Source organism: Collinsella sp. TM05-38, assembly GCF_003466445.1.
Lineage (GTDB): Bacteria > Actinomycetota > Coriobacteriia > Coriobacteriales > Coriobacteriaceae > Collinsella.
This window is the reverse complement of the sequence record NZ_QSPM01000001.1, coordinates 1-22,048: the sequence shown is the minus strand read 5'-3', so window position 1 is coordinate 22,048 and position 22,048 is coordinate 1. Positions and strand designations below refer to the sequence as shown.

At 60.3% G+C, this 22,048-nt stretch carries 23 protein-coding genes; 21 read left to right on the top strand and 2 right to left on the bottom strand.

The features are described 5' to 3' along the window. Window positions 1-5: 5 nt before the first annotated feature. Window positions 6-335, bottom strand: coding sequence for a hypothetical protein (locus tag DXD49_RS00115; RefSeq protein WP_117793865.1), 330 nt, complete (start codon window positions 333-335; stop codon window positions 6-8). A 338-nt stretch (window positions 336-673) separates the two neighbouring features. Here DXD49_RS00115 and prfA point away from each other — a divergent pair, with 338 nt between their 5' ends. From prfA to DXD49_RS00025, 18 genes are all read left to right on the top strand, one after another. Continuing rightward, window positions 674-1,741 (top strand): peptide chain release factor 1, encoded by a 1,068-nt coding sequence (gene prfA, locus DXD49_RS00110; RefSeq protein WP_006235697.1) that lies wholly within the window; start codon window positions 674-676, stop codon window positions 1,739-1,741. Window positions 1,742-2,330: 589 nt separating this feature from the next. Continuing rightward, window positions 2,331-3,581 (top strand): HemK/PrmC family methyltransferase, encoded by a 1,251-nt coding sequence (locus tag DXD49_RS00105; RefSeq protein ID WP_117793864.1) that lies wholly within the window; start codon window positions 2,331-2,333, stop codon window positions 3,579-3,581. Window positions 3,582-3,649: 68 nt separating this feature from the next. After that, window positions 3,650-3,835, top strand: a complete 186-nt coding sequence (locus DXD49_RS10020) for a type II toxin-antitoxin system HicA family toxin (protein ID WP_089573106.1) — start codon at window positions 3,650-3,652, stop codon at window positions 3,833-3,835. Continuing rightward, window positions 3,802-4,293: a type II toxin-antitoxin system HicB family antitoxin gene (locus DXD49_RS00095; protein ID WP_128620077.1), complete on the top strand. Its 492-nt coding sequence runs from the start codon at window positions 3,802-3,804 to the stop codon at window positions 4,291-4,293. The genes DXD49_RS10020 and DXD49_RS00095 overlap by 34 nt, the downstream gene beginning before the upstream one ends. A 134-nt stretch (window positions 4,294-4,427) precedes the next feature. Continuing rightward, a complete protein-coding gene (locus DXD49_RS00090) occupies window positions 4,428-5,171 on the top strand; it encodes an L-threonylcarbamoyladenylate synthase (RefSeq protein ID WP_117734912.1) in 744 nt (247 codons plus the stop codon). 13 nt (window positions 5,172-5,184) lie between these two features. Continuing rightward, window positions 5,185-6,726, top strand: coding sequence for a glycerol kinase GlpK (glpK, locus tag DXD49_RS00085; protein ID WP_117793863.1), 1,542 nt, complete (start codon window positions 5,185-5,187; stop codon window positions 6,724-6,726). A 123-nt stretch (window positions 6,727-6,849) separates the two neighbouring features. Then, on the top strand, window positions 6,850-7,497 hold the full coding sequence (gene upp, locus DXD49_RS00080; protein ID WP_117734914.1) for a uracil phosphoribosyltransferase: 648 nt from the start codon (window positions 6,850-6,852) through the stop codon (window positions 7,495-7,497). Between the two features lie 281 nt (window positions 7,498-7,778). After that, window positions 7,779-8,090, top strand: coding sequence for a hypothetical protein (locus tag DXD49_RS00075; protein ID WP_117734915.1), 312 nt, complete (start codon window positions 7,779-7,781; stop codon window positions 8,088-8,090). 3 nt (window positions 8,091-8,093) lie between these two features. After that, window positions 8,094-8,897 carry a F0F1 ATP synthase subunit A gene (gene atpB, locus DXD49_RS00070; RefSeq protein ID WP_117793862.1) on the top strand — a complete coding sequence of 268 codons (804 nt, stop codon included), beginning with the start codon at window positions 8,094-8,096 and terminating at the stop codon, window positions 8,895-8,897. Window positions 8,898-9,021: 124 nt separating this feature from the next. Next, window positions 9,022-9,216 carry an ATP synthase subunit C gene (locus DXD49_RS00065; RefSeq protein ID WP_022094262.1) on the top strand — a complete coding sequence of 65 codons (195 nt, stop codon included), beginning with the start codon at window positions 9,022-9,024 and terminating at the stop codon, window positions 9,214-9,216. Window positions 9,217-9,231: 15 nt separating this feature from the next. Further along, the gene (gene atpF / locus DXD49_RS00060) at window positions 9,232-9,834 is read left to right on the top strand and encodes a F0F1 ATP synthase subunit B (RefSeq protein WP_117635548.1); all 603 of its coding nucleotides are present in this window, start codon (window positions 9,232-9,234) and stop codon (window positions 9,832-9,834) included. Further along, window positions 9,824-10,300 (top strand): FoF1 ATP synthase subunit delta, encoded by a 477-nt coding sequence (locus tag DXD49_RS00055; protein WP_006235713.1) that lies wholly within the window; start codon window positions 9,824-9,826, stop codon window positions 10,298-10,300. The genes atpF and DXD49_RS00055 overlap by 11 nt, the downstream gene beginning before the upstream one ends. Beyond that, on the top strand, window positions 10,300-11,898 hold the full coding sequence (gene atpA, locus DXD49_RS00050) for a F0F1 ATP synthase subunit alpha (protein ID WP_117734916.1): 1,599 nt from the start codon (window positions 10,300-10,302) through the stop codon (window positions 11,896-11,898). The genes DXD49_RS00055 and atpA overlap by 1 nt, the downstream gene beginning before the upstream one ends. A gap of 5 nt (window positions 11,899-11,903) precedes the next feature. Then, the gene (gene atpG, locus DXD49_RS00045; RefSeq protein ID WP_117743860.1) at window positions 11,904-12,812 is read left to right on the top strand and encodes an ATP synthase F1 subunit gamma; all 909 of its coding nucleotides are present in this window, start codon (window positions 11,904-11,906) and stop codon (window positions 12,810-12,812) included. Beyond that, window positions 12,812-14,266: a F0F1 ATP synthase subunit beta gene (atpD, locus tag DXD49_RS00040; protein ID WP_006235717.1), complete on the top strand. Its 1,455-nt coding sequence runs from the start codon at window positions 12,812-12,814 to the stop codon at window positions 14,264-14,266. Before atpG ends, atpD begins: the two co-directional genes overlap by 1 nt. A 3-nt stretch (window positions 14,267-14,269) precedes the next feature. Continuing rightward, entirely contained in the window at window positions 14,270-14,662 is a 393-nt protein-coding gene (gene atpC / locus DXD49_RS00035; RefSeq protein ID WP_117793861.1) for an ATP synthase F1 subunit epsilon, read from the top strand. Window positions 14,663-14,750: 88 nt separating this feature from the next. Next, the gene (murA, locus tag DXD49_RS00030; RefSeq protein ID WP_117734918.1) at window positions 14,751-16,034 is read left to right on the top strand and encodes a UDP-N-acetylglucosamine 1-carboxyvinyltransferase; all 1,284 of its coding nucleotides are present in this window, start codon (window positions 14,751-14,753) and stop codon (window positions 16,032-16,034) included. 12 nt (window positions 16,035-16,046) lie between these two features. Continuing rightward, window positions 16,047-17,279 carry an LCP family protein gene (locus tag DXD49_RS00025; protein ID WP_117793860.1) on the top strand — a complete coding sequence of 411 codons (1,233 nt, stop codon included), beginning with the start codon at window positions 16,047-16,049 and terminating at the stop codon, window positions 17,277-17,279. Between the two features lie 251 nt (window positions 17,280-17,530). On the opposite strand, the gene pepT is transcribed toward DXD49_RS00025, so the two are convergent. Beyond that, entirely contained in the window at window positions 17,531-18,778 is a 1,248-nt protein-coding gene (pepT, locus tag DXD49_RS00020; RefSeq protein WP_117793859.1) for a peptidase T, read from the bottom strand. Window positions 18,779-18,898: 120 nt separating this feature from the next. On the opposite strand from pepT, the gene DXD49_RS00015 reads away from it, so the two are divergent. The 3 genes from DXD49_RS00015 (at window position 18,899) to DXD49_RS00005 (ending at window position 21,784) form a co-directional block, all read left to right on the top strand. Next, complete coding sequence (locus DXD49_RS00015; RefSeq protein WP_035138800.1) at window positions 18,899-19,321, top strand: metal-dependent transcriptional regulator; 423 nt, start codon at window positions 18,899-18,901, stop codon at window positions 19,319-19,321. Between the two features lie 10 nt (window positions 19,322-19,331). Continuing rightward, window positions 19,332-20,225, top strand: a complete 894-nt coding sequence (locus DXD49_RS00010) for a homocysteine S-methyltransferase family protein (RefSeq protein ID WP_117793858.1) — start codon at window positions 19,332-19,334, stop codon at window positions 20,223-20,225. Window positions 20,226-20,383: 158 nt separating this feature from the next. Continuing rightward, on the top strand, window positions 20,384-21,784 hold the full coding sequence (locus DXD49_RS00005) for a phosphoglucomutase/phosphomannomutase family protein (RefSeq protein WP_117793857.1): 1,401 nt from the start codon (window positions 20,384-20,386) through the stop codon (window positions 21,782-21,784). Window positions 21,785-22,048 lie beyond the last annotated feature (264 nt).

Here is a 22,048-nt window from a genome sequence, read left to right as displayed (position 1 = left end):
CTATGTTAACCCGCCGTTTGCACGTCCGGCTCCAGATGGAACTCGTACTCCGGCTCCATCATCTTCTTCCGGATCTTTTCGTAGCGCCCGTCGTCGAGCTGCTCGCGCATGAGCGACGTCCTGTCCCCGACGCGTGCGGCCTCGCGCAGCCATCTGAACCACATCAGGCAGCTGTGGAGCCTGCGGGTCGATACGCCCTTGAACCTCTCGAGGAAGTGGCCGAGCGAACCCTGCGCTTCAGCATCCTCTGGACCGTGTCCCGCTCGTACCCGGTTGAGCCTGCCGTGGGTCCTCGGGACCGCCCTCGCGGCGCCCTTCCCGCCCTTTCCGGACATGGCGTCCTCCGATCTCCCGGGGCCGGCCGATCCGGCCCTCAGGGTATCGGATTCCCAAATTTATCCGTATATGTGCGGATGAATGCGGGAGGCATTCGGATGAAGTTGTATTCAAGGAAAGAGACTGACCCTTTGTCGCATTCCGTGCGGGTTATATGCAGGTATGCCTGCGCACGCTATCATGTATGGGTTAGACCGCAACTATGTACCTCATACGCGAAGGGATGCGCATGTATCTGAAGATCGACATGTTCTAGCTGGGCTTACCCCCGCAGTGGCGCCGCGCGCCCCATCAACTCTGCCGATTTTCGCCTTCACGCACATAAAGGAGTCCCGCCATGCGCGACAAGCTCGAAAAGATCATTAAGGCCTACGAGGAGCTCGAGAAGAAGCTTTCCGACCCGGCCGTCGCCTCCGACATCAAGGAGTTCACGCGTCTCAACAAGGAGTATGCGCACCAGTCCGACCTCATCGCCGCCTCGCGCGAGTACATCGGTGCGCTCGATGACATCGAGGCTGCCAAGGAAATGCTCCGCGACACGACCGACGCGGACGAGAAGGAGATGCTCCAGATGGACATCTCCGAGAATGAGGAGAAGCTTCCCCAGCTCGAGGAAGACATCAAGTACATGCTCATCCCGAGTGACCCCAACGACGACAAGAACACCATCGTCGAGATCCGCTCCGCCGCCGGTGGCGACGAGGCCGCCATCTTCGCCGGCGACCTGTACAAGATGTACCAGCGCTTCTGCGAGTCGCGCGGCTGGAAGACCACCGTGCTCGACTCCAGCCCTAGCGAGGCCGGCGGCTTTAAGTCCATCGAGTTCAAGGTCGAGGGCGACCGCGTCTACTCCGTCATGAAGTTCGAGTCCGGCGTGCACCGCGTCCAGCGCGTTCCCAAGACCGAGTCCCAGGGCCGTATCCAGACCTCCACGGCGACCGTCGCCGTGCTTCCCGAGGCCGAGGAGATCGACGTTCAGATCAACCAGTCCGACCTGCGCATCGACACCTACTGCGCCTCCGGCCCTGGCGGTCAGTGCGTTAACACTACCTACTCCGCCGTGCGCATCACCCACCTGCCCACCAACACCGTGGTGCAGTCGCAGGAGCAGCGTTCCCAGATCCAGAACCGCGAGGTCTGCATGCAGATGCTACGTGCCCGTCTGTACGAGATGGAGCTCGAGAAACAGCAGGCAGAGCTCGGTGCCGAGCGCCAGAGCCAGATCGGCCACGGCAACCGTTCCGAGAAGATCCGTACCTACAACCAGCCCCAGGACCGCGTGACCGATCACCGCATCGGTTTCAACTCCACCTACAACGGCGTCCTTCTGGGCGATCAGCTCGGCACCGTCATCGAGGCGCTCGCCGCCGCCGAGCGAGCCGAGAAGCTGGCACAAGCTGTGTAGGTTCCGCCGTTCTACCGAACGGCGGACCAGCCGACGCTGCGCGCCGCCCAGGGCGACAATTTGTCATTCAAAAGGCAAGGCATGACCAGAAGGTCTATGCCTTGCCTTTTTCATGCCAACTTGTTCGCTCTGGACGTCGCTCGCTGACATTGCCAAAACATTGGCGTTTCCTTGGTTGTCAAATGATCCGTAGGGAGTCATTGGTGACATTGCCTTGATATTTTATTCAGTCGGCTGTTATGGCATTTGAGCTGCTTACCTGCTTAAGGTAATTGACGGCATAAGTCCGCTATCGAAAATATTGCTCGAAAAATCGTCCAAGAAGTCGCGGGGCGATTTTTGACGCGTCGCGCGTCAAGCGATGTGGCAAGTTTTTGGTTAGATATTGGTCAGTTTTGGGGCAACCTTGTCAAAAACTTGACGGATGCAAATCTAGACGTCGGCGAATGAACACTTTGAGCGAGCCCGGTGCAAAATTCTGGGCTGATTCTCGATAATCGCCTTCAATCGTCCCTTGCCAAGCGCTGGCCTCGCGTACAATCTGCTCCGACATTCGCGCGCCGCCCGGCGCTTAAGAGGGGAGGGCCCCATGGCAAACGAGATCTGGACCATCAAGCGTTGTCTCGAGTGGACCAAGGAGTACCTGGCCGAGCGCGGCGAGGAGCATCCCCGTCTTTCTGCCGAGTGGCTGCTGTGCGCAGCTACGGGTCTGGCGCGCATCGACTTATATATGCGCATGGACGAGACGCTCAACGCGGCCCAGCTCGAGACCATGCACGCGGCCGTCGTTCGTCGCGCCAAGGGCGAGCCGCTGCAGTACATCACCGGCAGCACGCAGTTTCGCATGATTGACGTCGCGTGCGCTCCCGGTGTGCTCATTCCGCGCCCCGAAACCGAGATGCTCGTCGAGGAAGTCCTCAATTATCTGGATGCCGAGGTGCTGAGCCCCGAGGCCGCTGCCCGTCAGCGTGTTGAGCTGCCTTGGAACGATGAGGTCGAGCAGGCCCGCAAAGCCGAAGCGGCGCTGGCCGACGAACGCGCGACCGCCGAGCGCCGTGCTGCCAACCTGACGGCCGCCGACGAGGCGGCGCTGGGTGGCGACGTGCTGGGCAGTCGCGCCTATGCCGAGGAACTAGCCGATCGCGAGGCCGAGGAAGCCGCCGCGCAGGCAGCAGAAGCCGAAGCCGCAAAAGCCGCCGAGCCCGAGCTCGACGAATACGGCATCGCCATCGAGGGTGCCGATCAGAAGATGGCTTCAGCTCAGGATGCCGCTGCGCCTGCTCCAACCGAGCCCCGCATCGCCCGCGTTCTCGAGGTCGGCTGCGGCACGGGCTGCATCTCGCTCTCGCTTGCCTGGGAGCGACGCGGCCACGTTACCTGCACCGCTACCGATATCGAGCTGCGCGCCATCGATCTGGCCACCAAAAACCGCGATGCGCTCGGGCTCACGGCAGATGAGGTCGCCTTCAGCCTCACAAACCTGGTGAGCTCCATTCCCCGTGAAGAGTGGGGCACCTTTGACGTACTCGTCTCCAACCCGCCCTACATCCCCACCGATGTCATGCGCTCGCTGCCGCACGAGGTCAAGGACTTTGAGCCCGATCTGGCGCTCGAGGGTGGCGCCGACGGCCTCGATATCTTCCGCCGCCTGCTCAACGCGGCGCCCTACATGTTGCGCGCCGGCGGCCTCTTTGCCTGCGAGCTCTACGAGGGCGCGCTCGACGCTGCGGCCGAGCTCTGCCGCCAAGCGGGCCTGTCGGACGTGCGCATCGTCCACGACCTCACCGATCGCCCCCGCATCGTCCGAGCCATCGTCACCGAGCCCAAACAGCGCCAGTAATATTTATTAACTGGTTAGCAAAAATTATAAATTAGTTTATAATTAGGACGGCTGAAAGAGGTCGGCCCATGCAACCTCCTACCTTTCGGGAAATCATTGCCCTACTCAAGCACGATGGATTCGTGAAGGTCGCGCAAGTCGGTAGTCATGCTAAGTATGTTTCTGGTGACCGTGTTGTCACCGTGAACGGCTCTGGTGGCGATCGACCAAAGAAGGGCACGTGGGCAAGTATTCGTCGCCAAGCTGGATGGTAGTTGGAGGCAAAATGAGGCAGCGATTTACCTATGACTGCGTTCTCATAAAAGAAGACGACGGTTACTGCGCCAGCTTCCCGCAGATTCCCGGCGCCTTTGCCGATGGCGATACGCGCGAAGAAGCGATTGCCCATGCCACCGAGGCACTGATGGCGTTTTTGGCCGACGACCTCAACAACGGTTTGACTCCGGCAGGGTACGAACGCTCGGCCGAGGTCGTGGCCCTTTCAGTCGAAATCGACCACGAGGACGCTCGGGAAGCGGCGTGCCGAACATTTAAAGACGCAGCGCTGGACCTCAAAGTCTCCGCTCCGCGGATTACCGCGCTGGTCAAAGCCGGAAAGCTCGATGTTGAACTCGTCGACGGCCGTCGGATGATAACGATAGACAGCATCGAGCGCTACGCCGCCCAAGAACGCCACGCCGGCAGGCCAAAGAAGTTCGTCGCAGTCCAATAACCCCCTCACTTTCACCGACTACTAGAGCCGCTCACCAAACCAACATGCGCTCTGGGCAAATAGGTTGAACGTTTCGTGCGAGAATGCCCCACAGTAAACAAACTTGCACCAGAGCGTAAGGGGCTGGCATACACATGCAGACGGTCTATCGGGTATACGAGGGAACGCGCGAGCCGCATCGGCTTGCCGTCGAGCGCACGGCCGAGGTGCTCGGCCGCGGCGGCCTGGCTTTGATCCCGACCGAGACCGTCTACGGTGTCGCCGTGGCAGTTAAAGCCTTCTCCGATGCCGTCCCCCAAGATACAAGCGAGTTCCCGTCGTGGTCATGCGACCCGCAAGCCACCGTCAATGGCGCCGCGGTCCCTGCGCTCGGTACCGGCTACCGCCGCATCTTCACTCTCAAGCAACGTGAACTCACGCAAACCGTCGCTTGGCTGGTCGATGGCGTCGAAGCGCTCGACCGCTATGGCGTGGATATCCCGGAAGATGCCCGCGTACTCGCGCGACGATGCTGGCCGGGAGCCCTGACTATCGTGATTAAGGCAGCCCCCTGCGTGCCGACCTTTATGCGCGCTGCCGACGACACCGTGGCCCTGCGCGCTTCGGCCTCTCCCGTGGTCCAGGCGCTCATCCGCGCCTGCGGCAGTCCCCTTGCCTGCACGAGCGCCAATACGCACGGCGCGCCCTCGCCGGCAAGCTTTGCCGCCGTCGAGGGTCGCATCCTGGAGGGGGTCGATGTTGCCGTCGACGCCGGTGAGACCCCGTGTCGCGACGTCTCGACCATCGTGTCGTTCCAGCACGGCGGGCTCCAGATCCTGCGCCAAGGCGCACTTCCCGCATCAGAGATCGAACGGGTCCTGTCCGACCCGATGCAATAGAAAGGTGTAAGCGATGTCGTTGAATCTGGGCAGCCTGGGCATGGAAGATGCCTCGTTTAACTTTGGCGGTTCCTACATCATGGCGCTCGACTGCGGCACCACCTCGGTACTTGCGACCATCGTCGACGAGTACGGATGCATCGTCGCGCAGGCGCGTCGCAGCGTCAAAACCAGTTTTCCGCGTCCCGGTTGGGTAGAGCAAGACCCCATGGCGGTCCTCGCCAGTCAAATCGCCGTCATGATGGAAGTCCAGTTTAAGAGCGGTATCCACTCCGACCGCATTGCCGCCATCGGCATCTCCAACCAGCGCGAGACCACGGTGGTCTGGGACCGCGTGAGCGGTCAGCCGATCTATAACGCCATCGTATGGCAGTGCCGCCGTACCGCGCCGGCAATCGACGCGTTGGTTGAACAGGGTTGCGAGGAGTTGGTGCGCTCCCGCACGGGACTCACGCTCGACCCGTATTTCTCGGCCTCCAAGGTGCAGTGGATTCTCGACAACGTCGACGGCGCACGCGAGAGCGCGGCGGCGGGCGACCTCATGTTTGGCACCATCGACACCTGGCTCATCTACAACCTCACCGGCGGCCAGGTCTTTGCCACCGACTACACCAATGCCAGCCGCACGGCGCTCTTTAATATCCATACGCTCGATTGGGACGACGACCTGCTGGCGCTCTTTGACGTTCCACGTTCCATGATGCCCGAGGTTCGCTGGAGCTCGGGCGACTACGGCCGCGTCGCGAGCGACATCATGACCAACACGCCGCCCATCATGGGCGTGGCGGGCGACCAGCAGGCGTCGCTGTTCGGTCACTGCTGTTTCCGTCCCGGCCAGACCAAAAACACCTATGGCACGGGTTGCTTTATGCTCATGAACACCGGCGACGAGATCGTCGAATCCAAGAACGGCCTGGTCTCCACCATCGGTATCGCTGCGAACGGGAAGATCAGCTATGCACTCGAGGGCTCCATCTTCGCTGCCGGCTCCACCATGAACTGGCTTCGCAACAACATGGGCATCATCTCGAGCGTGAGCGAGTCGGCACAACTCGCCGCTTCGATTAACGACAACGAGGGCTGCTACTTCGTTCCCGCCTTTGCGGGTTTGGGTGCTCCCTGGTGGGACCCGCATGCTCGCGGTATCGTGTGCGGTCTGACCGGCGCCTCGAGCCGTGCGACCATCGTACGTGCCGCCTGCGAATCCATGGCATATCAGAGCTACGACGTGCTGCGCGCCATGGAGCAGGACGTGGGGCTTTCGATCGAGCGCCTGTCTGTCGATGGCGGTGCCTCGCGCAACGAGTTCATCATGCAATTCCAGGCCGACCTGCTGGATATCCCCGTGCTGCAATGCGAGACGGTGGAGACCACGGCAATCGGTGCCGCGTACTTGGCGGGTCTTGCCGTCGGCTATTGGGAAGACCTAGAAGAGCTGGAGCAAAATGCCCAGATCGTTAGGACCTTCCTTCCCCACATGTCTGCCGAGCGCCGCGAGCAAAACCTTGCGGGCTGGCGTGATGCAGTCAAGCGCTCGCTCAGTACCGCACAGTAGGGCTGCGATGGGCTGCTCGATACAATAAACCGCTAAACTAATGCTTGGCGTTCGGCGGCAACATTGCTGCGCGCCTTGTCAGCAAGGCCGTTTTGCGGCCGCAACGAAAGGGGCAATCAACCCATGACCGTCACCTACGACGCGTCCCGTGTGACGCTTGTCGATCACCCGCTCGTCCAGCACAAGCTGTCGATCCTGCGCGACAAAAACACCGGCACCAACCAGTTCCGCCAGCTCGTGCGCGAACTCGCGCTTTTTGACGGCTACGAGGCCATGCGCGACCTGCCTATGGAAGACGTCGAGGTCGAGACCCCCATCACTACCGCCACGTTCAAACAACTCGCCGGCAAGAAACTCGCCATCGTGCCCATCCTGCGTGCGGGCCTTGGCATGGTCGACGGCATCCTCGACCTGGTGCCCTCCGCTCGCGTGGGCCACATCGGCATGGAGCGCGACGAGGTTACCCACGAGCCGCACGAGTATTACTGCAAGATGCCCAAGGATATCGACCAGCGCACCTGCCTGGTCGTCGACCCCATGCTCGCCACGGGCGGTTCGGCCGAGATGGCCATCAGCTACCTGCGCGAGCGCGGTGTCAAGGACATCCGCATGCTGTGCATCGTCGCCGCGCCCGAGGGTCTCAAGTCGCTGACCGAAAAGGACTCCGGCGTACATATTTATACGTGCGCCATCGACGATCATCTCAACGAGGCAGCCTACATCGTTCCCGGCCTGGGCGACGCCGGCGACCGCATCTACGGCACGCTCTAGTCGTCGGGCCTTATCGGCTACGGTCACAAATACGAAGAAATGGTGCGCGCGGGCGAGCAAAAGACGTCCACGCGCACTCCTGTTAACGGACGTTTAGCCCAGAGGGGTTCGAGAAAAACGTATTACCTACCTGCGACATAAAGAAGGTCTTAAGAAAACGAACAGGTGAGTATTAACCGATGCTTTTTCGGTTGTACTTTAGCGATTGGCTCGTAAAATAGTCACCAATGTTTGGCGGGAACTGTTCTGGGAAGCGTTAAAGAAGGAAAGTGAGGACGCCAGTGTTTCAGATAGCCGATCTGCTCGCTATCGTTGCAGGCGTCATCGCGGGCGCGGTCGCCTTTCTTCCCTTTGTTTTTACGCTCAAGCCGGTTCTTGACGATAAGCAGAATGCGGACATGCTCAAGGGCATGGTGAGTCTGGCGGTCTCGGCAATCGCCCTGCTCGTCTTTACCTTGGTTGTGTTTGTGTTGTTCGGAGAGGCATTTCGCATGTTCCTCCTGGGCGAGGCGATCGGCTTCGTGGCCTTTATGGCCGCCTGCACGGTTCGCGTCGCCAAGGCGCTGCGAGATCCTCATGAGGTCGAAAGGTAAGTCGTGGAAATTTTTGAAAAGCTGCCTGATGAGATTAATCATCTGGTTAGCGAGTTCAGCTCCACCCCCGTCGTGGGCGATCTGAGCTGCGGCATCACGCAGTACTCGTTTTGGCTGATCGTCTCCACGATCGTGCTCCTGATCGTCCTAGCCGTGTTCAAGAAGAAGCAGACCCTGGTTCCCAAGGGCTTCTTCGTCAACGGTTTCGAGTACATCATCGAGTACGTCGAGAACGATATCGGCAAGGGCGTCGTGGGTGAGAACTGGAAGAAGCACTTCCCGTTCCTGTGCTCGCTTTTCCTGTTCATCCTGATCAATAACATGATCGGCCTGATCCCGGGAATGAAGCCCGGCACCGGCGCAATCGGCTCCACCGCCGCGCTCGCCATCTTCGCCTTCGCGTACTTCATCTACTACGGATGCAAGGCTCACGGTGTGATCGGCTACATCAAGAGCCTCGCCCCGCAGGGCGTGAGCTTCCCGATGAACGTGCTTGTGTGGGTCGTCGAGCTTTTCTCGACCTTCCTGCGCCTCATCACACTCGCCGTCCGTCTGTTCTGCAACATGTTCGCAGGACACGTGGTCATGGGCTCGTTCGCCATCATGGCGAGCATGTTCATGCAGCCGCTGCTTCAGCAGGTTTCCGCGGCCCACGCCGTCGGTGCCCTGCCTTCGCTGGCCTGGCTTGCTATCCTCATCCTGATCTATGCGATCGAGCTTGTGGTCGGCGCCATCCAGGCTTACGTCTTCACAGTCCTTACCGCCGTGTATGTCTCTGAGGCAGAGGAGGTCGCGGAGGAGGAGTAGTCTTCCGTTCGCGTCTTAAAGGTAAGGCAATTCGTTAAACCGCCGGTGCCCGTACCCATGGAGCCCGGCAGTTATAAAAAGGTTATCCTGCGTGAAATAAGACACGCACGACAAAGGAGGAATCGTGGGAGTTATCGGTTACGGTCTCGGTGTTATCGGCGCTGGTCTTGCTATCGGCCTGTCTGCTCTGGGTGCTACGGGTGCTATGGCCCGTCAGCCTGAGGTCCAGGGCCGCGTGTTCACCGTCTTCATCATGGGCTCCGCCTTCGGCGAGGCTCTGGCTCTGATCGGCTTCGTTGTCGCGCTGATCGTTAAATAGCACGGAGCGTCAAGTATGAATCTTTCATCCCAGAAGAGCGCGATCGCACTCTCCGCGTCCGCGGCCGCGCTGCTCATGCCGGTTTCCGCGTTCGCCGAGGACGGCGCTGCCGGTGCGGACATCCTCATCCCTAAGATGGCGGAGTTCATCCCGGCGCTTATCGCCTTCCTGATTATCTGGATCGTGCTGGCCAAGGTCGCCCTGCCGGGCATCATGAAAACCATGGAGGAGCGCGGCAAGAAGATCGAGGAGAGCCTCGACGAGGCCGAGAAGACCAAGCAGGAGGCTATCGCCAAGCGCGCTGAGTCCGACTCGATCGTCACCGACGCCCGTCGTCAGGCTGCCGACATCGTTCTCGAGGCCCGTAAGGACGCCGAGTCCGAGCGCGCCCGTATCATCGAGGCTGCTCACAAGGAGGCAGAGGAGATCATCGCCAAGGCCCATACGACTGTCGAGGACGAGCGCAAGTCCATCTACGCCGGTGCCGCGAGCTCCATCGCCGACCTGTCCGTTGCCGTCGCCACCAAGATCGTGGGCGAGGCACTCGAGGACGAGGCCGAGCAGAAGAAGCTCATCGAGCGCTACATCCAGGAAGCAGGTAGCCTGAATGCCGACTAGCCGCTATCAGGACAAGGTGCTCGAGACCTATGCGCGCTCCCTTCTGGAAGCCGCCAAGGCCGAGAACCATGTGTTCGAGGACCTCGAGATGATCGAGCGCTTGGCTTCTGCCAGCCCCGAGATCATCGCCGTGCTCGACACCATGTCCAAGCGCGACCAGCTCGACCTTCTTCCCAAGGTGGCAGCTGCCTTTAAGTATGTTGCCGAGGAAGACGAGGATGTAGTGGGCGTGACCGTCACCACGGCGATCCCGCTCGACGACGAGCTGCGTCAAACCATCACTAAGAAATGCGAGCAGGACTTCGGCCGCAAGGTATTCCTTATCGAGCAGGTCGACCCGTCTATCGTGGGCGGCCTGGTGCTCGAGGCCCGCGGCGAGCGTCGTGACATTTCCGTCAAGACGCAGCTGCGCATCGCGCAGGAGACCCTCGCAAACTCTGCTAATTCGTACGGAGGTGAAGCCTAATGTCCGAAACCCTCAATGCCCAGGATATCGCCAAGAAACTGCAGGAGCAGCTCACGAGTCTCTCCGCGACGGTCGATACGCATGAGGTTTCAACGGTCGACGAGGTAGGCGACGGCATCGCGCGCGTCTCCGGCCTCAAGAGCGCCATGGCAGGCGAGCTTCTGGAGTTCAAGAGCTCCGATACCGGTGAGACCGTCTTCGGCCTTGCCCAAAACCTTGACCGTGACGAGGTCGGCGCCGTTCTGTTTGGTGCCGTCGACTCCATCAAGGAAGGCGACGAGTGCCGCACCACTGGCCGCATTATGGATATCCCTGTGAGCCGTGCTATGCTTGGCCGCGTCGTCAATCCGCTCGGCCAGCCCATCGATGGCCTGGGTGACATCGTCGCCACGCACCGTCGTCCCATCGAGTTCAAGGCCCCCGGTGTCATCGACCGTACCCCGGTGTGCGAGCCGGTTCAGACCGGCCTGTTGGCTATCGACTCCATGGTGCCTATCGGCCGTGGTCAGCGTGAGCTCATCATCGGCGACCGAAAGACCGGTAAGACCGCCATTGCCATCGACGCTATCCTCAATCAGAGCGGCAAGGGCATGGTCTGCATCTATGTCGCCATCGGCCAGAAGGCCTCCACGGTTGCCAACATCCGCGAGACCCTCGCTCAGCACGGTGCGCTCGACTACACCATCATCGTTTCGGCCACCGCTGCCGATTCCGCCCCTATGCAGTACATCGCGCCTATGGCCGGTGCCGCTATCGGCGAATTCTTTATGTACAACGGCGAGGATGGTAAGCCCGCCAACGAGACCAACCCCGGCGGTCACGTGCTCGTCATCTACGACGACCTGTCCAAGCAGGCTGTGGCCTACCGTCAGATGTCGCTGACGCTGCATCGTCCGCCCGGACGCGAGGCCTATCCTGGCGACATCTTCTACCTGCACTCTCGTCTGCTCGAGCGTGCCGTCAAGATGTCCAAGAAGAACGGTTACGGCTCCATGACGGCCCTGCCGATCATCGAGACCCAGGACGGCGATGTCTCGGCCTACATTCCGACCAACGTCATTTCCATTACCGATGGTCAGATCTACCTGCAGTCCGAGCTCTTCTTCCAGGGTCAGCGCCCGGCAGTCGACGTGGGCATTTCCGTGTCCCGCGTTGGTGGCGACGCGCAGACCAAGGCCATGAAGCAGGTCGCCGGCAACCTCCGTCTGGACCTCGCTTCGTATCAGGAGCTCGCCGGCTTTACGCAGTTCGGCTCCGACCTTGACGAGGCTACTCAGAAGCAGCTGACCCATGGTGCCCGCATGACCGAGCTCCTGAAGCAGCCGCGTTATAAACCATTTGAGGTTGGCGAGCAGATCGTTGCGCTGTTCGCTGGCAACGAGGGCTTCCTGGACGACCTGGAGATCGCCGACGTGCTGCCTTTCCGTGCCGAGCTCATCGAGTACATGGACAATGGCTTTGGCTTACTGCTCGACAAGGTTCGCGCCAAGAAGATCGATGATGACACCAAGGCTGAGCTCTTGCGCGTCATCGGCGACTTTAAGCAGCAGTTCATGGCCAAGCACCATTCGGATGTTTCTGGATCAGAGGAGAACTAAGCCCTATGGCCAACCTTCGCGACATTAAGAAGCGAATCTCCTCGGTTACCACGACCAAGCAGATCACGCGCACGATGGAGATGGTCTCTACGGCCAAGATCCGTCGTGCCCTCGATCGCTCCAAGCAGGCCGAGCCCTATAAGGAGGCGCTGACCGACGTCATGTTGACGGTCGCCGGCGACGCCTCCTGTTCGGGCACCGATCCCATGCTGCAGAAGCATGAGAGCGTCAAGCATGGCCTGATTGTCGTCATTGCCTCGGATCGCGGCCTTGCCGGCGGTTTCAATACGACAGTGGAGCGTACGGCCGAAAAGCTCGCCGCTTCTTGGGCGAACGACGGCATCGAGTGCGAGATCATCGCGTGCGGGCGCAAGCCGGCCACGTATTTTCGCGACCGCGCAAACGTCATCATGCACTTTGAGGGCAACTCCTCTGAGCCCGATTTCAATCAGGCCCGCATGATCTCCTCTCATATCTGCGATGCGTATCGTGCCGGTGAGCTTGACCGTGTCGAGCTTGTCTACCACCACGCAAAGAACCGCGTGGATCAGGAGCTTCGCGTCGAGCATCTGTTGCCGCTCGACCCCGAGATGATCGCTATGGCCCACGGTCCGCGTAAGAACGAGACCGACGCCCCTAAGCGCATCTCGTCCACGTTCGAGTTCGTGCCCTCTCCCGAGCATGTTCTCGGCAAGCTTGTACCGTCGTATATCCTGACGGTCATCTACCAGGCCCTGATCGATTCGGCGGCTGCCGAGCAGGGTGCACGCCGCAAGGCCATGCACTCCGCGACGGAAAACGCCACCGCGATCATCTCGACCCTTACCCGCACGTATAGTCGCGTGCGCCAGGCTTCGATCACGACCGAGATTAACGAGATCGTCGGCGGAGCCTCAGCATTGGAGGAACAGTAATGGCTAATAACACCGTAAAGCTTGCGGTCGAGGAAGCCACCAAGAAGACGACTGCCGGTGATGGTCGCATCGTGCGTATCATCGGCCCTGTCGTCGACGTCAAGTTTGACGGCGCGGTGCCCCCGATCTACAACGCGCTCACGGTCGAGGCCGAGACCCCGATCGGTCATCTGAGCACGATCCTCGAGGTCGAGAGTCAGCTTCCGGGCGGCGTCGTCCGCACGGTCGCCATGTCCTCGACCGACGGCCTGCAGCGCGGCCTCATCGCCACCGATACCGGTGAGCCCATGAAGATGCCCGTTGGTCCCAAGACGCTCGGCCGCATTTGGAACGTCATGGGCAAGCCCGTCGACGGCAAGCCCATGCCCGAGGTGGAGGAGTTCTACCCCATCCACCATGCAGCGCCCCGCTTTGACGAGCTCACCACCAAGACCGAGATCTTCGAGACCGGCATCAAGGCCGTCGACCTGCTTGAGCCCTACATCCGTGGCGGCAAGACGGGCCTGTTCGGCGGCGCCGGCGTCGGCAAGACCGTTCTGATTCAGGAGCTCATCAACAACCTCGCCCAGGAGCACGGCGGCACCTCGGTGTTCACCGGCGTCGGCGAGCGTACCCGCGAGGGCACCGACCTGTTCCTCGAGATGAGCGAGTCTGGCGTTATCGACAAGACCTGCTTGGTCTATGGTCAGATGAACGAGCCGCCCGGAGCGCGTCTTCGCATCGGTCTGGCCGGCCTTACCACCGCTGAGTATTTCCGTGATCGTGGCCAGGACGTCCTGCTGTTCATCGACAACATCTTCCGCTTCTCCCAGGCAGGTTCCGAGGTTTCCGCACTGCTGGGCCGTATGCCGTCCGCCGTTGGTTACCAGCCCACGCTGGCAACCGAGATGGGCGACCTCCAGGAGCGCATTACCTCGACCAAGACGGGCTCCATTACCTCCGTCCAGGCTGTCTACGTCCCCGCAGACGACCTGACCGACCCGGCGCCTGCCACGACGTTTACGCACCTCGACGCCACCACGGTTCTTTCGCGTAGCATTTCGTCGCTCGGCCTGTTCCCGGCTATCGACCCGCTCGCGTCTTCCTCCGACGCTCTCGATCCCTCGATCGTCGGCGAGGAGCACTACCGTGTCGCCGTCAAGGTCCAGGAGCTCCTGCAGGAGTACTCCGACCTTCAGGACATCATCGCCATTCTGGGTATGGACGAGCTGTCCGAGGAGCAGCGCCTTACGGTCAACCGCGCTCGTAAGATTCAGCAGTTCCTCTCGCAGTCCTTCCACGTCGCTGAGAAGTTCACCGGCAACCCCGGTGTCTACGTCCGCGTCGAGGATACCGTCCGCTCCTTCGCCGAGATTGTCGACGGCAAGGCCGATGACCTGCCCGAGCAGGCTTTCCGCTATGCTTCCACGATTGAGGACGTGCGCGAGCGCGCCCGCAAGATGGGGGAGAAGTAGGTTATGCGTATCCGCATCGTGTGCCCCGTGAGCTGCGCCTATGAGGGCGACGCTGCGTTTGTGTCGATTCCGTCCACGGATGGCGAGTTTGGCGTTCTGCCTGCTCACTCCAGCGAGATCTGCACGATCGACCGCGGTTACGTTCGCGTTTCCGATAAGGCCATGGACACTGTCGACCACACGTTTGCCGTGGCCGGCGGCTATGCCCAGGTTGCGGACGATGTCGTGACCGTTCTCGCCGAGCGCGCTTGCGATCTGGCGACCGTCGATGCCGACAAGCTTAAAGCTGATATTCAAGGTTTTGAAGAGAAGCTGGGTAATTTGTCGGAGGATGATGCACGCCGCGCCTACCTCTATAATGAAATCGCATGGTGTAAGCTCAAGCTTGCCCAATAGTCAAACGATTTAACGTTCGACCATTTGCGAACACATCATGCCCGGGATGGCCCAGCCACCCCGGGCATGCTTTTTGAAAGGGTAGACCTTGGATATTATCCGCGTTGAGGGTGGCCATGCCATCGGAGGCTCCGTGCCCGTTTCGGGTGCCAAGAACTCCGCGCTCAAACTCATGGCGGCAACGCTTCTGGCGCCGGGCAAGACGACGCTGCAGAACGTGCCCGATATTTCCGATGTCCACGTGATGGGCAAGGTGCTCAAGGGCATGGGCGCTACGATCGATGTTCTCGACGAGCACACGCTCGAGATCGATACCTCTCAGGCCGATTCTTGGGAGGCCCCCTACGAGCTCGTTGCCAAGATGCGTGCTTCCACCGCCGTCATGGGACCCCTGCTGGGTCGCTTCCATCGCGCCAAGATCGCCATGCCGGGCGGCTGCAACCTGGGTGCTCGCAAGATCGATATGCACATTCTGGGTCTTGAGGCCCTGGGCGTAGAGTTTGATACCGCCCACGGCTACATCAACGCCAGCGCGCCTCAGGGCCTGCGCGGCACCACCGTCACGCTCGAGTTTGCCAGTGTCGGTGCGACCGAGAACCTCATCATGGCCTCTGTGCGCGCACAGGGCACCACGGTTATCGACAATGCCGCCCGCGAGCCCGAGATCGTCGATCTCGCCAACATGCTCAACGAAATGGGCGCCAAGATTGTCGGCGCCGGTACGCCTGTCGTGACCATCGAGGGCGTGGAAGAGCTCCATCCCGTTACCCATCGCGTGGTGGGCGACCGCATCGAGGCCGGTACCTTTATCGTCGCCGGTGCGCTGATGGCTGACGATCGCGGTGTCGACGTCACGGGTTTTTGCCCCATCCATCTGGGCATGGTGCTCAAGAAGATGGAGCTCATGGGCATCGATTGCGAGCGTACTGACGACGGCGTTCACGTGAATCGCGCCGAGCGCATCAAGCCGGTCGACATCCAGACGCTTCCGTTCCCCGGCTTCCCGACCGACATGCAGGCACAAATTATGGTGCTCTCCGCCCTCGCCGATGGCAGTTCCGTTATTACCGAGAACATCTTCGAGAATCGCTTTATGTTTGCCTCTGAGCTGGTGCGCATGGGTGCCGACATTCGTATCGAGAGCCATCATGCCATGATTCATGGCGTCAAGGGCTTCTCGGGTGCACAGGTCACCTCGCCCGACCTTCGTGGCGGCGCGGCGCTTGTGGTTGCCGGTCTTATCGCCGACGGCGTCACCGAGGTCTCTGCCATCCATCACATCAAACGTGGCTACGAGCAGTTTGTCGAAAAGCTGCAGGCGCTTGGCGCGCATGTCGAACATGCCACCGTCCCCGATCCCGTCATCTACTAATGCAGGTTGCCTATGTTTAACAAGAAGCCCCTGGCGGATAACACCCGAAGACCCTCGACTGGTGCGCAGGCCAAGATCTACAGCCGCGACAACGTCGCTCGCTATTCCGAGCGCGCCCGCCAGCGCCGTCGTAGCCACACGATTCGTCACGTCGCGCTCATTGTCGTGCTTGGCGTGCTGCTGAGTGCCACTACCGCTGCCGGCCTGTGGTTTGCCACCATTATGGGCAAGCTCGGCGATTCTAATGTCATTACCGACAATCTGCGTCGGGTTCTGGTTGACACCGATGAGGCAAAGGATCCGTTCTACGTGCTGCTTCTTGGCACCGACGGCCGTCCGGGCGAGGATACGTATCGTGCCGACTCGATTATCTTGGCACGCATCGACCCCACGCAAAAGCAGGCGACGCTCATTTCCGTTCCGCGCGATACCAGGGTCGTGTACAAGGGCGAGACCATGAAGATCAACGCCTGCCATACCGTTGGCGGCGCCGAAGCCATGGTCGAGGCGGTCAACGAGCTGTGCGGTGTTCAGATTTCCCACTATGCCGAGGTCAGCTTCGACGGTATGCAGGCGCTGATTGATTCGGTTGGCGGTATCGACATTAACGCAACCGATGATGTTGACGACCCCGAGCACCTGGATATTAAGATTACCGCTGGTCAGCAGCATATGGACGGAGCTACCGCCCTTACCTATGCCCGCTGCCGCTACATCTATGCCGACGGCGATTACACGCGCATGCGCCACCAGCGTCAGGTGCTTGGCGCCCTTGCCAACCAGATTCTCAATAACTTCGATGCCACGAAGATCTTTGGCCTGGTTAATTCGCTGTCCGATATGCTCGTAACCGATATGAGCGTTCAGGATATCGTGTCTACGGTCAACGCCATGCGCGGTATGGATGTCGACGGTATCTACTCGGCCAACCTGCCCTCGTACGCCGACGACAGCACCATGATCGACGGTGTGAGCTACGTCTTTGTCTACGAGGACGAGCTCAAGGAAATGATGGAGCGTGTCGATGCCGGCAAGGATCCCAAGGGTCCCAACACCATGGGTCTTTCCGACGGTTCCAGCTCTACGATTGGCGACCTGAACAACAATACGTCTGACGACTACGCAAACGGTACCGCAACCTCATCGGTCAGCTCTGACAATTCCGATGACTCAAGCGATTCGAGCGATTCGGACTACTACGAAGAGCCCACCGGCGACGGTAACGGCTACGAAGCCAACTACTAAGTTACGGCGTTTTACCAAACGCCGTAACGGCTCGACGCTGCGCGCCGCCCAAGGCGACAATTTGTCATTCAAAAGGCAGGGCATGACCAGAAGGTCAATGCCCTGCCTTTTTCATGCCAACTTGTTCGCCTTGGACGTCGCTCGCTGACGTTGGCTCAACCTGCGATGTTGACTACTCCCCTTGTATCAAAAACCGCCCCGTTCTCTGTAGAGGACGGGGTGGTTCGTCTTTTGGGCTTATGCAGCCAGGCTTATGCGAAACGGGCGACGAGCTCCTGCAGGACGTCGGTCATCTTGACGAGCGAACTGACCGGGACAAACTCGTTGACGCCGTGGTAGCAATAGCCGCCGGTGGAAAGGTTGGGGCAGGGCAGACCGCGGAACGACAGCTGCGCGCCGTCGGTGCCGCCGCGAATCGGCAGCACTTGGGGCTCAACGCCGCAGGCAAGGTAGGCTTCCTTGGCAACATCAATAAGCTCGGGATAGTCACGAACGATCTCGGCCATATTTCGATACTGCTGCTGAATCTCGACCGTCACGCGCTCCTCACCCAGGCGCTGGTTGAGCATCGAGGCGGCGGCATCAATAAGGTCGAGTTTCTGCTGGAACTTGGCGGCGTCATGGTCGCGGACGATATAGCGCGCTGTGGCGTGATCGACGGTTGCAGATACACCCTCAAGGTGATAAAAGCCCTCGTAGCCTTCCGTATACTCCGGGCGCTGCACGTAGGGGAGCAACGCGTTGAAGTCGCAGAACAGATTGCCTGCGTTGACCATACGGCCTTTGGCGTCGCCCGGGTGGATGGACTGGCCCTCAAAGCGGACGGTCGCCTCAGCGGCGTTAAAGCACTCCCACTCCAGCTCGCCGATGGGGCCACCGTCGACCGTGTAGGCGTACTTGCAGCCAAAGGTATCGATATCCAACAGCTCGGCTCCGTGGCCGATCTCCTCGTCAGGGCAGAAGCAAATGCCGAGTGCGGGATGGGGCAGAGAAGGGTCCTGAGCGATACGCGCGACAAGCGACATGATCTCGGCGACACCTGCCTTGTCGTCCGCGCCCAGCAGCGTGGTGCCATCGCTGCAGGCCAGGTCCTCACCCGCGAGGTCGTTCAGGGCGGGAAGCTTGGCGGTACTCATGGCAACGGGCTTACCGTCAACCGTGCCGCAGACCAGGTCGCCGCCTTCGTAGTGCACGATGTGCGGCTTCACGCCGGCGCCCGGTGCAACTTCGGTGGTGTCGAGATGGGCGATCAGGCCCAGGGCAGGCTTGTTCTCAGCGCCCACACTTGCGGGGATATGTGCGCAGACATAGGCGTGCTCGGTCACGTGGGCATCTTCCGCACCAAGCTCGCGCAGCTCTTCAGCCAGCACGTTGGCAAGGTCAAACTGAACGGCGCTCGAGGGTACCTGGTCGCAGTTTGCATCCTCGGACTGCGTGTTGATCTGGACGTAGCGCAAAAAGCGCTCGAGGACATCGGGGTTCGTGGTGGTGTTTTCCATAAAGACCGCTCCAATCTTGGTCGTCGTGTGCAACAAGAACTCTAGCACGGTATGCCACGGCATACCGCGACGCTTGGATGGGGTAGAATCAGCCAATGAATGCAGAAGGGACGGAAGATCATGGATACGACAAATAGCTCGCGCGAACTACATCTGACGGTGGCGAACGAAGACTACTTGGAGTGCATGGTTCGCATTGAAAGCGAAGAGGGGGAAACCAACGGCGTGCGATCGGTCGACATCGCGCAGCGCCTTGGCGTCTCCAAGGCATCGGTCAATAAAGCGGTTTCGGCGCTCAAAGCATCCGAACTTGTCGAGCAATCGCACTACGGCAAGGTAGTCCTGACCGATCGCGGCCGCGAGGTTGGTACGGCTATCTGGTACCGTCATCGCCTCATCCGCACGTTTTTGGTTCAGGAGCTCGGTGTCGAATTTGAGCGAGCCGATTCCGAGGCCTGCATGATGGAGCATGCGCTTTCCGAGGACACGATGAACCGCTGGCTCGCCTATCTCGAAAAGCAGGGAATCAGCGTCGAGGAATAGCGGGATATATATGGATACGAGTTATTACAACCGCTTTGGTGCCGAGGAACTTACGCGCCGCTTGTCGAGCGAGACCTTGTTGGCGCAGGGCCCCATGGGCAGTGTTCTGTTGAGTGAGTACGATGCCGCCGACATTCCACCGGCGTTTTGGAATCTGGCAGAGCCGCAGACCGTTTCTCGTATTCATCGCTTGTATGTCGCCGCCGGCGCGCAGGTGCTCATTACCAACACCTTTCAGGCATCAAGCTATGCCCTCAAGCACGATCAGATTGCGCCGTCCGTGGCGGAGGTCAATCGCGGGGCCGTCGACGATGCCCGCCAGGCGCACCCTCAGCTGCTGCTGGGCTCGATGGGCCCGATCGGTATCGAGTGGTTTGCCGAAGACTCTGTCGAGTATCGTGAAATCCGAGGCATTGCGCGCGAACAGGCGCACGCCTTGCTCAATTGTGGTGTTGACGGTCTGCTGATCGAGACGGTGACGTCTATCCGTAATTTGCAGCCCATGCTTGCCGGCGCCCGAGATGCCGCCGACAGCATGCCTGTCCTGGTGAGTTTTGTCGTTGACGATAAAGGTGACCTGTTGGGCGATGGCCTCAACATCGAGGCGGCCGTTTTGTACGCCGAAAAACACGGCGCAAACTCGGTTGGTGTTAATTGCTGTTCGCTTGCGGCCGCGAACGCGGCGGTGCCCAGGATGGTTGCATCGGCGACTACTCCCGTCACGGTGCGTCCCAACGTGGGCGATCCGGTCCAGACTCAGGATGGCCCCGTATGGCACGAGAACCCAGAAGCTTTCGCGCGCGCATGCATCGAATGGAGACATGCCGGTGCCGCAATGGTGGGCAGTTGCTGTGGAACCACGGCAATCACTACGGCAGCGATGGCCGAGGCGCTCGATATATAAAGGGCAAAACCGCTCCATACGGGGCGGTTTTTTTATTGCTTGCATGTCCTCGGCAGCATTTGCCCAAATGGTGAATGCTGGTGCCGACAGGTTGCCGAGTGCGTGCTGCGGGTATACCTCATGCGTACCATGATCCAAACACTGTGAGGTGTCTGCGCGTGTGCGCGATAATTCATTTTGGAACTGACGGTTGGCGCGCCCGCGTCGACGACGACTTTACCGTCGACAACGTTGCCCGCATTGCCGATGCCGTCGGCGAGTTGTGGCAAAAGATCAATCCCGGCAAAACAGTATATATAGGGTTCGACACCCGGCCGCAGGCGCGCGAGTTTGCTGAGCTTGCGGCAGGCGTGCTTGCCGCTCACGGATTGGACGCAGTGCTCGCATCTCGGCCTGTTCCGACCCCCGCCCTTACGTGGGCGGCGGCGTATGACGGTGAGGCGTGCGGCGCGCTCATGGTGACGGGGTCCCATCATCCGCAGGGCTATCTGTGCCTCAAGATTCGCATGGGTGACGGCTCGACCGCCAACCAGGATGTCATCGAAGAGCTCGAAGAGACCATGGCTCCCGAGCCAATGGGGATCGAGGGGCAATATCGCACCGCGGATATCATTCCTGACTATATGCAGGCGGTGGCATCGTTTGTCGATGCCGAAGCCATCCGCGCCGCGCACCTGCGCGTGGTGGTTGATCCCATGGGCGGTGCAGCCCAGGGCTATCTAGCTGACTTGCTGCGCGAGCTTGGCGTTGAGGTGCACGAGATTCATGCCGGGCAGGCACCTGACCAAGAAGATATCTGCCCCGACCCCGTTGAGCCGTGGGTGGACGCTTGCGAGCGCACGGTTATCGAGGACGGAGCTTGCGCTGGCCTGGTGACCGACGGCGACGCCGACCGTATCGGCGCGGTTGACGAGCGCGGCAGATATATACATCCGCATCAGATCATGGCGCTCGTTTTGGGCGACTTGGTTCAATTTCGTAATTTGGAGGGGCGCGTCGTCGTCAATCTCTCATGCTCGACGCTCGTGCGTCGCATTGCCGAGGCGCTTGGCTGCCGCGTGACCGTCAAACCAGTCGGTTTCAAATATATAGCGGCCGAGATGAAGAAGGGCGGCGTCCTCATAGGCGGCGAAGAAGCCGGTGGTATCGGCATCGCCGCGCATATGCCCGAGCGCGATGGAATCCTCGCCTGTCTGATTCTGTGCGAGCTTATGGCAAAGACGAACGCGCCTTTGGGCGTTCTGGTCGACCAACTCGAGGACAGTTTTGGTAAGACGAGTTACGGTCGACGCGATTTGCGCCTTGAGGCCGAAGATGCCGAAACGTTACGAACCCTGCTGCCGGGCGTAAACCCCAAGTCGATTTGTGGCAAGGTGCCGCAAAACGTTAGTCATATGGACGGCTTGCGTCTGTCATTTGAGGATGACACGTGGCTGCTGGTCCGTCCTAGCGGGACCGAACCAGTGGTGCGCGTCTACGCCGAGGGGTTCTCGGTGGAAGAACGTGATGAGTTGCTCGATGCTGGCTGTGCTTTAGCTAGGGGGACGTATCCGCTTTAACCATGAGACTGCCTTATATAAAGAGATGCTCGGCGAGCGGTAGTTAACGGCTGGCAAACGTTAGTCGGATCACAAGATGTGTAGGAAATGTGTACGCCCTGATTCCCGCCCGCGGGGCCCCTCCGGTCTGGCAATATATCTCCTTGCCGCGCGGCCCGGTCGAACCGGATCAGCCGCTAAGCGTGCACCTTGAGAACCGGATACTGCGAGGATGGACACTAACTTCAGTGTCGCATCCGGGCAGACATCGAACCATTTGAAATG

Bases quoted from the DNA above. Each gene is read 5' to 3' on its own strand.
- DXD49_RS00055 (WP_006235713.1), top strand. From the start codon at position 9,824: ATGCCGACTAGCCGCTATCAGGACAAGGTGCTCGAGACCTATGCGCGC.
- atpG (WP_117743860.1), top strand. From the start codon at position 11,904: ATGGCCAACCTTCGCGACATTAAGAAGCGAATCTCCTCGGTTACCACG.
- DXD49_RS00015 (WP_035138800.1), top strand. From the start codon at position 18,899: ATGGATACGACAAATAGCTCGCGCGAACTACATCTGACGGTGGCGAAC.
- atpC (WP_117793861.1), top strand. From the start codon at position 14,270: ATGCGTATCCGCATCGTGTGCCCCGTGAGCTGCGCCTATGAGGGCGAC.
- glpK (WP_117793863.1), top strand. From the start codon at position 5,185: ATGTCGTTGAATCTGGGCAGCCTGGGCATGGAAGATGCCTCGTTTAAC.
- pepT (WP_117793859.1), bottom strand. From the start codon at position 18,778: ATGGAAAACACCACCACGAACCCCGATGTCCTCGAGCGCTTTTTGCGC.
- DXD49_RS10020 (WP_089573106.1), top strand. From the start codon at position 3,650: ATGCAACCTCCTACCTTTCGGGAAATCATTGCCCTACTCAAGCACGAT.
- DXD49_RS00105 (WP_117793864.1), top strand. From the start codon at position 2,331: ATGGCAAACGAGATCTGGACCATCAAGCGTTGTCTCGAGTGGACCAAG.
- DXD49_RS00010 (WP_117793858.1), top strand. From the start codon at position 19,332: ATGGATACGAGTTATTACAACCGCTTTGGTGCCGAGGAACTTACGCGC.
- upp (WP_117734914.1), top strand. From the start codon at position 6,850: ATGACCGTCACCTACGACGCGTCCCGTGTGACGCTTGTCGATCACCCG.
- atpD (WP_006235717.1), top strand. From the start codon at position 12,812: ATGGCTAATAACACCGTAAAGCTTGCGGTCGAGGAAGCCACCAAGAAG.
- DXD49_RS00090 (WP_117734912.1), top strand. From the start codon at position 4,428: ATGCAGACGGTCTATCGGGTATACGAGGGAACGCGCGAGCCGCATCGG.
- atpA (WP_117734916.1), top strand. From the start codon at position 10,300: ATGTCCGAAACCCTCAATGCCCAGGATATCGCCAAGAAACTGCAGGAG.
- atpF (WP_117635548.1), top strand. From the start codon at position 9,232: ATGAATCTTTCATCCCAGAAGAGCGCGATCGCACTCTCCGCGTCCGCG.
- DXD49_RS00115 (WP_117793865.1), bottom strand. From the start codon at position 335: ATGTCCGGAAAGGGCGGGAAGGGCGCCGCGAGGGCGGTCCCGAGGACC.
- prfA (WP_006235697.1), top strand. From the start codon at position 674: ATGCGCGACAAGCTCGAAAAGATCATTAAGGCCTACGAGGAGCTCGAG.
- DXD49_RS00025 (WP_117793860.1), top strand. From the start codon at position 16,047: ATGTTTAACAAGAAGCCCCTGGCGGATAACACCCGAAGACCCTCGACT.